Raw genomic sequence first — 14,091 nt, 5'->3', positions numbered from 1 at the left:
CGCGAACGGCAAAATTTCTCACCACAATCCACATGTCTACCAACGTGATTCCTGCCGACGAAGCTCTCAAAATGTTGAAAGAAGGCAATGCCCGCTTCGCGGCCGGCGAGCCTCTGAAGGTTGCTCAAACCACCGTCGAGCAACGCAATAGTCTGACTGGCGGACAAACCCCCTTCGCCATCATCCTCGGTTGCTCGGACTCCCGCGCTCCCGTTGAACTCGTCTTCGACCAAAACCTCGGCGATCTCTTCGTCATCCGCATTGCGGGCAATGTCGTCGCTCCCTCCGGCATCGGCTCGGTGGAGTTCGCGGCTGCCAAATTCGGCACCCGCCTGGTGGTCGTTCTCGGTCATTCCCAATGCGGCGCGGTCACCGCAACCATCGAGGAGCTGCAGCAACCCAGCGACCAGCGCTCTCCCAATCTCGACTCCATCGTCAAGCGCGTGCGTCCGGCAGTGGAACCGCTCTTGGAATTCCGCCGCGACCAGGATCCGGGCAGCCTCATCGCCAAAGCGGTCCGCGCCAACATCCGCGCCTCCGCCAATCATCTCCGCCACGGCTCCGCCATCCTGGAAGACCTCATCGAGAATGACGGCTTGCGCGTGGTAGGGGCGGAATACTCCCTGGAAACGGGCAAAGTCGACTTCTTCGACGGCGTTTGAGCAAAATCCCGCTCCCGTCATTTCTCAAAGAGAAAGCCCCGTTGTCACCAACGGGGCTTTTTTCGTGAAAAACTGTCTCGCCGGGGAACATCCCGGGGAATCCCTCAGCGACGGAGCAAGCTCGTGCCCGTCATTTCCGCCGGTTTCTCCAAGCCCATCATATCGAGCAAAGTGGGCGCCATGTCAGCCAGGATGCCGTCGGCCACATAGAGGCTCTCCGCATCTTCGCCCACATAGATGGCGTGGACCAGGTTGGTGGTGTGCGCGGTGTGGGGCGAGCCATCGGGATTGCGCATGTATTCGCAGTTGCCGTGGTCGGCAGTGATGAGCGCCTTGCCCCCGAGACGAAGGGTTTCTTCCACCACGGCCTTCACGCCCGCATCGATAGTTTCCACCGCCTTCATCGCGGCCTCCACCACTCCGGTGTGGCCCACCATGTCGGGATTGGCGAAGTTGAGAATCATCAGGTCGTAGTCCTTGAGCTTCTCCACCACGGTGGCGACCACTTCCTCCGCGCTCATCTCCGGCTTCTCATCATAAGTGGCCACATCCTTGGGAGATGGGATGATGAAGCGTTCTTCGCCGGGAAACTCGACCTCAACGCCTCCATTAAAGAAATAAGTGACGTGAGGATACTTCTCGGTTTCCGCAATGCGCATCTGGTTTTTACCCGCCGCCGCCACCACCTCGCCAAGCACATTGCTCATCGTTTCAGGCGGAAAGGCAACCGGGCAACCGTAGGTTTCATCATACTCGGTCAGGGTGACAAAGTGGACCTTGGGCTGGCCTCCGGTATCAAAGCCCTCGAAGCCCTCCTTGAGGAAAGCCTCTGAGAGCTGGCGGGCCCGGTCGGCACGGAAGTTGAAGAAAACCACGACATCGCCGTCATTGACGCGGCGCTCCCCGGCAGCCTCGAAGACCATGGGCAACAGGAATTCGTCCGTCTTTTCCTGCTCGTATTGCTCGGCCACCGCTTCACTGGCGAGAACGTCCTTTTTCTCCCCCTTGCCATCGACAATCGCGTCCCAGGCCAGCTTGCTGCGGTCCCAGCGCTTGTCACGATCCATGGCGTAGTAACGGCCCACCACGGTGGCAATGCGCGCTCCACTCTCGGCAAGCTTGCTCTCCACCTCGCTGAGATAAGCTTTTCCTCCCGTCGGCGAGGTGTCCCGACCATCGGTGATGGCATGGACAAAGATATCCTCCACTCCCGCCGCCTTGGCCTCACTGGCCAGGGCCACGAGATGATTCTGATGACTGTGCACCCCGCCATCGGAGACGAGTCCGAGAAAGTGCAGCCGCTTGCCCTTGGCCTTGGCAAAGGCGTCCTTGAGCACCTCGTTCTGGCCCAATTCCCCGTCAGCGATGCACTTGTTGATGCGGGTGAGGTCCTGATAAACAATGCGCCCGGCTCCCAGATTGAGGTGGCCGACCTCCGAGTTCCCCATCTGTCCCTCAGGCAAGCCGACATCGAGACCCGAAGCCGAGACACAGCCCCGGGGGTATTTGGGAAGAAGCACCTCGTCATGAAACGGGGTCCGGGCCAGCTCCACGGCATTGCCATCCTGCTCGGCCGTCGCCGCGCCTCCCGGATTCAAGCCCCAACCATCGCGAATTATCAATACAACCGGCTTCTTCGACATGCCCGTTCGTCTAGCGAAGGGAAGGCCAACCATCAAGCCCGAGAGCGGAATGGCCCCAGAAAAACTGACAGTGGGCCACTCCGCGCTTTCCCTTCTGCCGTCGAGAATCTACTTTCCTGCCCGTGTTTCTCCATATCGACGATCTCAAGGTTCACTTTCCCGGCAAGCGCGGTCTCTTCGGTCAAGGCGGCGGCGAAACGGTCAAAGCGGTGAACGGGGTGTCCCTGAAAATCCAAAAGGGCGAAATCCTCGGGCTCGTCGGGGAATCCGGCTGCGGAAAGTCCACCCTCTCCCGCGCGGTGATGCAGCTCATCTCCCCCACCAGCGGACGCATCACCCTGGAGGACCGGGTGCTGACCGAGTTGCCGCGGAGCGAAGTGCGCCGCCACCGGCTGGACTTCCAGATGATTTTCCAAGACCCCTATGCCTCCCTCAATCCCCGCATGACCGTCTTTTCCATGCTAGCCGAAGCCATCGGACGCCGTCACCCCGGTGCCGTGGGCCACCAAGCCGCCATGACCGATCGCGTGGTGGAACTGATGCGCACCGTGGGACTCGACCCCAAGCACATGCGGAAGTATCCCCACGAATTCTCCGGCGGCCAACGCCAACGCGTCGCCATCGCCCGCGCTCTCGCTCCCGAGCCCAAGCTGGTCATCGCTGACGAACCGGTCTCCGCTCTCGATGTCTCGATTCAGTCCCAAATCCTGAATCTCCTGCTCAAGCTCCGCGACGAGCTCGAACTCACCATGATCTTCATCTCCCATGACCTCTCGGTGGTTCGCTATCTCGCCGACAACATTGCCGTGATGTATGCGGGCGAAATCGTGGAATACGGAGAAGCGGAAGAAGTCTTCAACAATGCGACCCATCCCTACACCCAGAAGCTCCTCGCAGCCGTGCCCCAAATTCAAGCGGCCGGCTGAGGAAGTGACGCAGAGCCCTCGTCAAAAAGCCACCTACTGCTGGCTCTCGAGGGGGGTCGCAATCGTCACCTTTCCAGCGTTAAAGTCATGTCTTTCGCAGCGGACAATCTCATAGTGCCGACCGGAAAAGGACATCAGAAAGCGGGCGTATTGCCCGCCACCGCCCCTGCTCACTCCTGAGAACTGACGCCACCCCATTTTTGCTGGCAGGAACTGGAATCCCGAGCCCTGGACCTCACCCATCCCCTCATAGCTTTTCCCGTCTTTACTCGTGAACAAGACATAAAAGGGCCCTCCCGTGCCACTGAGTTCAGGCACGCCCACGAAGATCTCGGCCCAACCGTCACCATTGAGGTCAACTTCCGCAACTTCCACCGACTCGGGCGCTTTCCCCTCTGGAAAAGCTTCCTTCACCACCTTCCGCTGACCAATCGCCAGCTCCTCCCATCGTTTCCTCAAAGGAGTAAAGCGGGGAGCACCTTCCTCAACGGCAGGCCAAACATAACCGTCGGGAACCGGCAACCATTCGCCACCCGGATTGTCATCACCAAACTGGGCACCCAGCCTAGACAAACTGGCAACAAGCAGCAGAGAGATCATTTTCATCGCTAGAGATAGTCTACCAGACTCGTGCCAACTCCCTTTCACATGAGAGCGATCTTCCCGCAACAAGTCCCGCAATGAGCTTTCCACTGGCAAGCTCGCTCAACCCGCCGCTGAGACCATGGGGGCAGGCGAGTCCGCCTCGGGGGCGGTTTCGGGCAACTCCAAAAGACCCCGGGCCACCTCTTCCTCCGCTTTGGCGGCGGCGTCATCATGGATTTTCTGCAGGTAGTCTTCATAGTAGATCACCTCGAAGCTTCCATCGAGATGCTCGACCACACAGCTCAGGGACTCCACCCAGTCACCGGAATTCAGGTAGTGGATATCATCAATCTGCTCATCAGCCGGCGTGTGAATGTGCCCACAGATGATCCCATCGCAATTGCGGCGGCGCGCCAGCATCTGGAGCTGCTCCTGATAACGGTCGACGAAGGAAACCGCCGACTTCACCTTGGACTTCACCATTTTACTCATGGAAAAGTAATCCTTTCCTCGCCACAGCCGGTAACTGTTGTAGAGGCGGTTGACCTTCATCAGTTGGTCGTAGGCGATCGCCCCCAGACCTGCAATCCACTTGTGATCAGTAGAGACCGTATCGAAACCATCGCCATGCACCACGAGATACTTTTTCCCCTGCAGGGACTCATGGATGTGTTCCTTGACGATTTTCATCGGCCCAAAAGCCATGGGGAGAAAGCGATCCAGGATATCATCATGATTTCCCCGCAGGTAAATCACTTCAATATCATTCTCCATCACCTTGAAAATATGCCTCACAAATTTGGAATGGCTTTTTTTCCAAGTTCCTCCCCGCTTCAAAGCCCAGCCATCGATGATATCTCCGTTGAGCACGAGTTTCTCATACTTGGAGTGCTTGAGAAAGTCGATGACCTCCTTCACCTTGCTATCTTGGGTGCCGAGGTGAATATCGGACAAGAAGATGGTGCGATACTCCAGGGTGGAAGGCTTGCGACGGCTGATGGTGCGGGCATTGAGTCGACCCTCTCCCATCTTGGCCAGCTGGTTCTCAAAGGTTTCCACTACTTGTGACCAACCCATCTCCTGCACGCTCTCGCAAGCGGTCTTTCGCAGGGAATCGGCCTCCGCCGCCAGCGAATCGGCGGCGGCCAGAGCCTCGGCGACGAAGCGCTCACTCTCTCCCAACGGGGCCTTGCGGCCATTGACTCCATGGCTCACATGCTTGGCAGAGGCGGCATAGTCGTAACTGACGGTGGAAAGTCCGCTGGCCATGGCCTCAAGCAGAACATTGCCAAAAGTCTCCGTTTCACTGGGAAAAAGAAGGATATCCGCTGAGGCGTAGTGCCGGGCCAAGTCTTCGCCCCGTTGCACGCCCGCGAAGATGAGATCCTTGTTTTGCCCCTGCAGCTGCTCGCGCACCGGCCCGTCCCCCACAATCACCCCCTTGGCCCGGGGATGTTGCTTTTGAATCTCGCGAAAAGCCCGCAGGCCCAGTTCCAGATTTTTTTCAGGTGCCAGCCGCCCCACCATGAGAACCACGGGCGTCTCCCCTTCGGCTCCCCACTCGCGCCGGAGAGTCTCGTCCCGGCGGTCGGGGCGGAAGAGCTCGGTATCCACTCCCCGCCCCAAAAGGTGAACTTGCTTGAACCCCTCATTTTCCAAGCGCTCCACGACCTCGCGGGAGGGCGCAAAGGTGCTATCCGCGCGATTGTGCACCTTCTTCAGGTAGCTCATCGCGGCAGGCTTGAGGGTGCGCAGCTTGTATTGCTCCAGATACTGGTCGAAATTGGTGTGAAAGCCCGCTGCCACTGGAATGCGCAACATGGCCGCAGCCTTGATGGCGGAAAGCCCCAACAAACTCTCCGTCGCCACATAGACCGCATCAGGACTTTTCTTGCGCCAGCGCCGGAGAAGCTTCAGCCGACCCGGGAGCCCGACCCGCACCTCCTTGTAGCCCGGCAAGGGAATGGAAGGAAGGGAAGTCTCCCCACTCTCCCCCTGGCGCTCGGCAGTATGCCAGACGTGGACCAGATGGCCGCGGGCCCGCAGGCCTTCCACCAACCGACCAAGAGTCATGGCCACTCCATTGACATCGGGCGGAAAGGTGTCGGTAACGAATTCGATTCTCATAGCTTGACGGCAGGCCGCAGAAACGGGGAGTAACGGAAAGGCCTCTGGCCGGAACACATTTCCAGTGACGATTCCGTCAAATTGAAGCCCGGCCGGAACCTCCTCGCAACTACGGTTTCCTTTCCACCCTTATAGCACCCTTTCTGGAGCAAATGAGGCCCATTTTGAAAAAAATCGCGTCCGTGTGGGAATCAATCCTCTTCTCACCCCTCTCAGGAAGGACAGATGAAGCTACCAACACCCGTCACAATCGCAACTATCGCCATGAAACGAACCACACTGGGCCTCGCCTTTCTGCTCTCTGCCCTGTCCCTCTCCGCTGAAGACCTGCAAGACGAACTCGATGCCCGCAAAGCCAACTTCGAGAAAACCGCCAGCGCGGAAAAAATCTCCGAATACAACAAGGGAGTGGAAGCAGTGAAGCAATCCGGTATCTTGGCAAAAGCCCTCAACGTCGGCGATCAAGCCCCGGATTTCACCCTCCCCAACGCAGTGGGGAAAGAGGTCACCCTCTCCGAACTGCTCAAGGACGGCCCCGTCATCCTGACCTGGTATCGCGGCTCGTGGTGCCCCTATTGCAACCTCACCCTCATCAACTATCAGGAAAATCTGGATAAAATCAAAGAGGCGGGAGCCCAATTCGTGGCCATCAGCCCGGAGCAGCCCGACCAATCTCTCCCTACCAAGGAAAAGCACGAGCTGGCATTCCAAGTCCTTAGCGACACGAACAACCAGGTGGCCAAAGACTTCAATATCGTCTTCACCATGACCAAATGGGTGGAGGAGGCCATGCGCGAATTTGCCGACCTCAAGAAATACAATGGCGAAGACTACGACGACACCACCCTGCCCTTGAGCGCGACCTACATCATCCAGCCCGACCGCACCATCAGCTACGCCTTTTTGGATGCCGAATACCGCAACCGGGCCACCCCGGAACAGGTGCTGGCCGCCTTGAAAAAGACGAAAAACTAAGCTCTTCCTTTCCCACCCCCCTACAAAAAAGCCGGAGATCGCCCTTTCTCCGGCTTTTTTCCTTTCCCCAGAGCGCGCAGCCCCCAGCCCTCAACGGCTTTCACCCAGCAAGAAGGCCAGGTAGCCCGGGCTCGCGGCTGCGAAATCGAGCGCTACGATCTCGGGCTCATCGTAAGGGTGGAGGTCACCCAAGGCCTTTTCAATAGCGGGATACTGCTCTCCCGCGGCTTTCAGCAAGACGAGGACTTCCTCTTCTTCACAAAGTTCGCCCTCCCAACGGTATATCGAAGTCGCACCCGGCAAGATCGTCCCACAAGCCACCAGCTCGCGCTCCACGAGTTCGCGCACCACCGAGCGCGCGGCCGCAAAGTCTCCAAATGTCGTCAAAATCAAGATAGCCTTCGTAGTCACCCTCCCTCCCTACGGGCAATCCTGTCGCCATGCGAGCTTGGAAAACCGCCTCCCTTCGCACAGACTTCCGGCCGAGCCATGAAGTCCTCCTTCATTGACAAACTGCTTTCCCGGCTGGACCGCCTGTCGCCCCGCCAAGTGCAAACCCTGGTGGACCGCCTCCTGCGGGACAAGGGCTTCCTCGAGTCGGTCTTCGAGGCCCTGCGTGAAGGTGTTCTCATCCTCACGCCCGAAGGCCTGGTCACCTTTCTGAACTCCGCCGCCGCCCGCCTTTTCGGACTCGATGTCGAAAAAGCCACCGGACAACCCCTCGCCAAGCTGGTGCGCGGGCTGGACTGGGAGAGCCTCTCCGGCGGCAAGACCCCCTCCGTGGTCTCCCGCGACCTCGAGGTCTTTTACCCCGAGCACCGCTTTCTCAATTTCTACCTCTCTCCCATCGTCGAGGATGTCGAGGGCAGCCCCCGGCACCTGGGCACCGTCATGCTGGTGCGCGACCTCACTGAAGCCCGGCGCACCAGCGAGGAAAATCTCGAATCCGAAAAGCTCAACGCCCTCACCCTGCTGGCGGCCGGCGTGGCCCACGAAATCGGCAATCCCCTCAATTCCCTCGGCATTCACCTTCAGCTGCTGGAGCGCAAAATCAAGAAACTGCCCCCCGGAGACAGCGACTCCCTCCTCGACCATCTCTCCACCGCTCGCACCGAAATTCGTCGCCTCGACACCCTGCTACAAGAGTTCCTCCACGCCATCCGCCCCGCCCGGGCAGTGATGCAAGCCAGCCAGCTCAACGAACTCATCCGCGACACCCTTAAAACCCTCGAGCCCGAACTGGCCGCCCGGGAAATCCGTATCCAGCTGGAATTACACGCCGACCTCCCACAGCTGCCCCTCGACCCGGACCAGATCCGGCAGGCCCTCTTCAACCTCATCAAGAACGCCTACCAAGCCGTGCCCGCCTCGGGCGGAGACATCTCCATCGCCACCACCCAGAACGAACACGAAGTGCTCGTCCGCATCGAAGACAGTGGCGATGGCATTTCGCCGGAAGTGCTGGGCTCACTCTTCGAGCCCTACTCGACCACCAAATCCGGGGGCACAGGCCTCGGCTTGCTCATCGTGCGCCGCATCCTGCGGGAACATGGGGGCGAAATCGAAATCCAATCCGAAGAAGGCCAGGGCACCGCCGTCACCTTGCACTTCCCCCGCACCAACAAGCGGGCCCGACTTCTTCCCGCTCCCGAAAGCGCCCCCGACGATGTCATTGAAATTTGATCCCCCTGCAGCCTTCACCTCACTGCCGGGACCACGATGCGGGACTTCAAGTTCAAAACGCAAAGCGGAATCCTGATCCCAAGCCAACTGCCCTCGCCACGCCGCACACCTGTTGCGGAGAAAACCGCCTCATTTGGAGCAGAAAGAATCCCGAGATGAAAACGGGCCCCTTCCTGGCAGCGCTTTCCCGGTCGCACCACCACCTCCCAACCGAAGGAAGGGAAAAAGAAAAAATGGTAGGCCCACAGGGAATCGAACCCCGATCTACGGTACCGGAAACCGTCGTTCTATCCATTGAACTACAGGCCCAACTTGGGGCGCGGAGGATGGACCGGATGGGACCGGGATGTCAATACGACTTTGCGCTTTCCTGTGAAAAACTCCCCCGCCCGCAAAAATGGCATCGCAAGCTGGACGGCTCCCCCTCCATTGCAGAGAGTGGCAACCGCGCATGATTCTGACCAATCCCCTCGGGCTGCTCGCTCTTCTCGGCATTCCGGCCGTGCTGCTGATTCACTTTCTGCAGCGGCAGGCCCGGGTGGTGCCGGTTTCGACTCTTTTCCTCCTCGAACAGACGCAACGGGAAGCGACTTCCGGCCGACGCTTCGATCGTCTCACCTCTTCGGTGCCGCTCTGGCTGCAGCTGCTCATGGTCCTCCTCCTCACCTGGCTGCTCACCGAGCCCCGTTACCGCAGTAGCACCACCACCCGGCAGGTGGCAGTAGTCCTCGATTCCTCGGCCTCGATGGCGGTCTTTCAAGAAGAGGCCCGCAAAACTTTGGCCCGAGATCTCCCTTCTCTCCAAGGACTGGCCGCCCGACTGCACCTCTCACTCTTGAGCGATGACCCTGCGGAACCCCTCCTCTACGCGGGCACCGATCTGAAGGAGGCGCTGACTGTGCTGGAGAGCTGGCAACCAAGAGGGGGAGCCCGCGATCCGGCGGCAGCCCTCCGCTTGGCCCGCTCCCGCATCCGGAGCGAAGGTCTCCTGGTCTACCTCACCGACCACGTCCGCGAACGACCCCTGCCCTTCGAGGCCCAACTTCTCGCGGTGGGTCACTCCTCGGCCAATACCGGCTTCACCGGTCTCAGCTTTGCCGAAGAGGGCGCCAGCTGGCAGGCCACCGTGCGCAACTACTCGGACCAAGAAGTCAGCAGAAGCTGGTCCGTCCGCTATCCCGATGGCTCCCGGTCGGAGCCCCGCCTCCTCACCTTGGGACCGGACGGCCTCACCACCCTGACCGGTCGCTTTCCCGACAAAGAGGACCATCTGACCGTGCAACTCGAGGGCGATGCCTTTGCGCTCGATGACCAACTGCCGCTGGTGCGACCTCAACCAAAGAACCTCCTCATTGCCTCTTCTCTCCCCGAGAAGTTCCGCGACTTCGAAAAACGGTTCCGGGCCTTTTTTCCCCCTCAAGCTGAGGCCCCGGCAAGCGCCGCCGACCTCACCCTCACCGCCTATGATCCCCTCCTGCCGGTTCTCCCGGAAACTCACTCCATCCTCACCATCCACGAGACCACTCCCTCTCGCCGCTTTCTCTCAGGTGGCATTGTCGCGGAGCCTCATCCCCTCATGCGCGGCCTCAATTGGCAGGCCCTGCAATCGCGCGAAACCGTGACTTTTCCGCTGCAACAAGGGGACGATATTCTTCTCTGGCAGGGCCAGCGCCCCCTCATTGCGATGCGCGAAAGCCGGGAAGAAACCTCCGGCCAGCAGCGCTCGCACCTCATCTTCAACTTCGATCTCTCCCAGTCAAACGCCCTCAAACTCCCCGCCATCGTCATTCTCCTGCACCGCTTTGCCAGTCAATTACAGGCGGAGAAAGTGGCCTTCGCGGCCACCAACAGCGAAACGGGTCAAGTCATAGCGCTAGCTCATGAGCCCGGTGCGGAGCTCACCCTCACCACTTGGACTAGCGACCATTCCGCCCGCACCGCAGCCCCCCTCCCGGCCCCAGGCGACTTGCGGGCCCCGGTGGAACCCTGCTTTTTTGAAGTCCATCAGGGAGAAACTCTTCTGCTGCGCTCCGCCAGCCACTTTGCGGACACCCGGGAGGCCGACCTGAGACTGGCAAGCGCTACCAGCAATCTCGATCCCGCCAGCGCCACCGCCATCGAGCACTACAGCGAGGAGGATCGCTGGTGGCCGCTCTGGGTGACCCTCACCCTCGCCGCCCTGCTGGCCGCTTGGCATTTCACAAAAGAAAAGCTCACCCCGGAAGCGGAAGTGTCCACGGCCAACGCCACGAACCCCTCTTAACCCAGCGAAAATCAAGAAGCACCGCCGCACCGCCGATGAGCGAGCTTTCAAGGGTTCACCACCAGTGGGGCCGACGAGGCGTCGGCGCTACTTTCTCTACTCTTTGGAGTTCGCTCCATTTCCCTTCCGGCCTTCGCCGAAATACTTTTCGCTGCGATAGCGCAGCCAAACGCGCAGGACTTGCGGAACCTGCTCTTTTTCCGCCTCGCTCAGGGTCTCATAAAGCTCCAGGGCCCGGAGGCGTTCATTGCGGCAAGCCGCGTTCTTGTGCGCGTCCCAGAGCGTGCGCGCGAGACGGATGCGCCGGTTGACCTCCTTGACGAGGGCTTTGCCAACCAAGGGCTTGTTCTTGTTTTTCTTGGCAGGCATGGGGGGAGTTGAGAGTTGAAAATTGGGAGTCGGTTGAAATGAGAAAGCCCGGTTGAAGACGAGCTTCAACCGGGCGGGAGGATTTCTCAAGTGATTACGACTCCTTGGCAAAGACCACTTTGCCGTCCGCGACGTCGGCCTTGATGATGTCGCCGGGGACGAAGTTACCTTCCAGCACTTGCAAGCTGAGTTCGTCCAGCAAGTGACGCTGGATGGCCCGCTTGAGGGGGCGTGCTCCGTAGACCGGATCGTAGCCCTGGTTGCCGATGAATTCCTTCGCTTCTTCGCTGAGGGCGAGGCCCAGTCCCTGCGCGGCGAGGCGCTTGCGCACCCGCTCAAGCTGGAGGTCGACGATGGTGGTCAGTTCCGAACGGTCGAGTCGGTCGAAGATGACGGTTTCGTCAATGCGGTTGAGGAACTCGGGGCGGAAGTGGGCTCGCAGAGCCTCGGTGACCTTGGCTTCGCGCTGCTCGGCATTGCTCTCGTCCATGATGTGCTGGCTGCCGATGTTGGAAGTCATGATCAGCACCGTGTTGCGGAAGTCCACTGTGCGGCCCTGGCCATCGGTGATGCGTCCGTCGTCGAGCACTTGCAAGAGGACGTTGAAGACATCGGGATGGGCCTTCTCGATCTCGTCGAAGAGAACCACCGAGTAGGGTTGGCGCCGCACGTGTTCGCTCAGCTGACCACCTTCCTCGTAGCCGACATAGCCGGGAGGCGCTCCGATGAGACGCGAGACGGCGTGTTTCTCCATGTATTCCGACATGTCGATTCGCACCATCGCGCCTTCGTCGTCGAAGAGGAACTCGGCGAGGGCCTTGGAGAGCTCGGTTTTTCCCACCCCGGTGGGTCCGAGGAAGAGGAAAGAGCCGATGGGCCGGTTCTCGTCCTGCAAGCCAGCACGGGCCCGGCGCACGGCATTGGAGACCGCGTCGATGGCTTTGCGCTGACCAATCACGCGCTCGCCGAGACGGCTCTCCATCTTGACCAGTTTGGCGCGCTCACCTTCTTGCAAACGGCTGACCGGGATGCCCGTCCAGCTCGCCACCACGCGGGCGATGTCTTCTTCGGTGACCTCTTCTTTCAAGAGACCGGAACCGCCCTGCAGCTCGTCGAGCCGGGCCTTGGCATCTTCCAAGTCCTTTTCCGCATCCGGAATCTGTCCGTAGGTGATCTCAGAAGCCCGGGTCAGGTCGCCAATGCGCTGGGCCTGCTCGACCTCGGTGCGCAGGCTTTCCAGGCGCTCCTGCACCTCGCGCACGGCATCGATGACCTCCTTCTCATTACGCCAACGGGCCATGAGACCGCTGGACTCCTCCTTGAGGTCCGCCATCTCGGCTTCCACTTTGGAAAGTCGCTTCTTGCTGGCCTCGTCCGTTTCCTTGGCAAGAGCCTGGCGCTCCATTTCCAGCTGCATGATTTGGCGCTCGATTTGGTCGATCTCGGTCGGCATGGAGTCGAGCTCGATCTTGAGCCGACTGGCGGCCTCATCAATCAGGTCCACGGCCTTGTCCGGCAAAAAGCGGTCCGTGATGTAGCGGTCGCTCAGGGTCGCGGCGGCCACGATGGCACCATCCTGAATGCGCACCCCATGGTGAACCTCATAGCGATCCTTCAGTCCCCGCAAAATGGCGATGGTGTCCTCCGAAGAGGGCTCGCCCACTTTGACGGGCTGGAAGCGGCGCTCAAGGGCGGCATCCTTCTCGATGTATTTGCGATACTCATCCAGCGTAGTCGCGCCAATGGTGCGCAGTTCGCCGCGCGCCAACTGGGGCTTGAGCAGGTTGGAGGCATCGACTGCCCCCTCGCTGGCACCCGCGCCCACGATGGTGTGAAGCTCGTCGATGAAGAGAATGATCTCCCCGTCCGAGGAAGAGACTTCTTTCAAAAAGGCCTTGAGCCTGTCCTCGAACTCCCCGCGATACTTCGCCCCCGCCAGCATGCTGCCGAGATCGAGCGAGACCACGCGCTTGTTTTTCATGCCATCGGGCACGTCTCCGCTCACGATCCGGCGGGCCAGCCCTTCCACGATGGCGGTCTTGCCCACGCCGGGATCACCGATGAGCACCGGGTTGTTCTTGGTGCGGCGGGAAAGGACCTGGAGAATGCGCCGAATCTCTTCATCGCGTCCAATCACGGGGTCAATTTTGCCCTCCCGTGCCCGGGCGGTGAGGTCGGTGCCGTATTTTTCCAGCGCCTCGTATTTCCCTTCCGGATCCTCGTCGGTGACCTTTTGCGATCCCCGGATCTCCTTCAGGGCTTTGTCGAAATTGGCCTGGGTCAAGCCCGCCTCCTTGAGCAGCTTGCCGGCGGGCGAATCGGACTTGAGCGAGCCCGCGAGAAAGTGCTCCACGCTGAGGTAGTCGTCGCCCATAGCCTCGCGCACCTCATCGGCGGCATCGAGACTACTACGCAGCCCGTAGCTAATCTGCGGCTGACTGCCCGAGCCTTGCACGCGGGGCTCCTTCTCCAAGGCTGTCACCACCGAGGCCTTCAAGCGCGGCACATCGACCCCCGCTTTCTCCAGAATGGGCACCACGATGCCGCCTTCCTGAGTGAGGAGGGCGAGGAGCACATGATTTCCCTTCAGCTCCGGGTGAGCCGATTTGGCAGCCGTTCGTTGCGCCTGCTGCAGCGCTTCCTGTAATTTTGCGGTTAATTTATCTAATCCCATGCCTCCTTTTTCGCAGGATACTTGCCAGCCAAATTTCTTTTAACTCATTGAAAAAAAGCGCATCCAACCTGAAAAACTTTCCCTCCGCGACAACTTGTCCGGCAAAATGTCGCATTCCCCGGGCATTTTGACCGGGATTGACTGGGAAGGCTTTCTCCTTTGCTTCCCTCCCTTGCACTCTAGG

Annotated in this window: 11 protein-coding genes and 1 tRNA gene; 5 read left to right on the top strand and 7 right to left on the bottom strand. The window is 59.9% G+C overall.

Annotated elements, in window-relative coordinates:
- Positions 1-32: 32 nt before the first annotated feature.
- A complete protein-coding gene (locus JIN78_RS01675; protein ID WP_200390192.1) occupies positions 33-662 on the top strand; it encodes a carbonic anhydrase in 630 nt (209 codons plus the stop codon).
- A gap of 104 nt (positions 663-766) precedes the next feature.
- On the opposite strand, the gene gpmI is transcribed toward JIN78_RS01675, so the two are convergent.
- On the bottom strand, positions 767-2,305 hold the full coding sequence (gpmI, locus tag JIN78_RS01670) for a 2,3-bisphosphoglycerate-independent phosphoglycerate mutase (RefSeq protein ID WP_200390191.1): 1,539 nt from the start codon (positions 2,303-2,305) through the stop codon (positions 767-769).
- 122 nt (positions 2,306-2,427) lie between these two features.
- Here gpmI and JIN78_RS01665 point away from each other — a divergent pair, with 122 nt between their 5' ends.
- Complete coding sequence (locus JIN78_RS01665) at positions 2,428-3,231, top strand: ATP-binding cassette domain-containing protein (RefSeq protein WP_200390190.1); 804 nt, start codon at positions 2,428-2,430, stop codon at positions 3,229-3,231.
- Positions 3,232-3,264: 33 nt separating this feature from the next.
- Here JIN78_RS01665 and JIN78_RS01660 read toward each other — a convergent pair whose 3' ends face one another.
- Together JIN78_RS01660 and JIN78_RS01655 are read right to left on the bottom strand one after the other, a co-directional pair.
- On the bottom strand, positions 3,265-3,837 hold the full coding sequence (locus JIN78_RS01660) for an FG-GAP repeat protein (protein WP_200390189.1): 573 nt from the start codon (positions 3,835-3,837) through the stop codon (positions 3,265-3,267).
- A gap of 99 nt (positions 3,838-3,936) precedes the next feature.
- A complete protein-coding gene (locus JIN78_RS01655) occupies positions 3,937-5,943 on the bottom strand; it encodes a glycosyltransferase (protein WP_200390188.1) in 2,007 nt (668 codons plus the stop codon).
- Between the two features lie 264 nt (positions 5,944-6,207).
- Between JIN78_RS01655 and JIN78_RS01650 the strand changes: the two genes are divergently transcribed.
- On the top strand, positions 6,208-6,918 hold the full coding sequence (locus JIN78_RS01650) for a peroxiredoxin-like family protein (protein ID WP_200390187.1): 711 nt from the start codon (positions 6,208-6,210) through the stop codon (positions 6,916-6,918).
- A gap of 90 nt (positions 6,919-7,008) precedes the next feature.
- On the opposite strand, the gene cutA is transcribed toward JIN78_RS01650, so the two are convergent.
- On the bottom strand, positions 7,009-7,305 hold the full coding sequence (gene cutA, locus JIN78_RS01645) for a divalent-cation tolerance protein CutA (protein WP_200390186.1): 297 nt from the start codon (positions 7,303-7,305) through the stop codon (positions 7,009-7,011).
- A 102-nt stretch (positions 7,306-7,407) separates the two neighbouring features.
- Between cutA and JIN78_RS01640 the strand changes: the two genes are divergently transcribed.
- A complete protein-coding gene (locus JIN78_RS01640) occupies positions 7,408-8,601 on the top strand; it encodes a two-component system sensor histidine kinase NtrB (RefSeq protein ID WP_200390185.1) in 1,194 nt (397 codons plus the stop codon).
- A gap of 234 nt (positions 8,602-8,835) precedes the next feature.
- Here the strand turns inward: JIN78_RS01640 and JIN78_RS01635 are convergent.
- A tRNA-Arg gene (locus tag JIN78_RS01635) sits at positions 8,836-8,910 on the bottom strand.
- Positions 8,911-8,998: 88 nt separating this feature from the next.
- Here JIN78_RS01635 and JIN78_RS01630 point away from each other — a divergent pair.
- Positions 8,999-10,864, top strand: a complete 1,866-nt coding sequence (locus tag JIN78_RS01630) for a vWA domain-containing protein (RefSeq protein WP_200390184.1) — start codon at positions 8,999-9,001, stop codon at positions 10,862-10,864.
- A gap of 96 nt (positions 10,865-10,960) precedes the next feature.
- Here JIN78_RS01630 and JIN78_RS01625 read toward each other — a convergent pair whose 3' ends face one another.
- Both JIN78_RS01625 and clpB read right to left on the bottom strand, forming a co-directional pair.
- Positions 10,961-11,233 (bottom strand): Precorrin-3B methylase, encoded by a 273-nt coding sequence (locus tag JIN78_RS01625; protein WP_200390183.1) that lies wholly within the window; start codon positions 11,231-11,233, stop codon positions 10,961-10,963.
- 94 nt (positions 11,234-11,327) lie between these two features.
- Positions 11,328-13,907: an ATP-dependent chaperone ClpB gene (clpB, locus tag JIN78_RS01620; RefSeq protein WP_200390182.1), complete on the bottom strand. Its 2,580-nt coding sequence runs from the start codon at positions 13,905-13,907 to the stop codon at positions 11,328-11,330.
- Between the last annotated feature and the right edge of the window lie 184 nt (positions 13,908-14,091).

It is taken from the genome of Roseibacillus ishigakijimensis, assembly GCF_016595415.1.
GTDB classification, from domain to species: domain Bacteria; phylum Verrucomicrobiota; class Verrucomicrobiia; order Verrucomicrobiales; family Akkermansiaceae; genus Roseibacillus; species Roseibacillus ishigakijimensis.
This window is presented reverse-complemented; position numbering and strand designations above follow the sequence as displayed.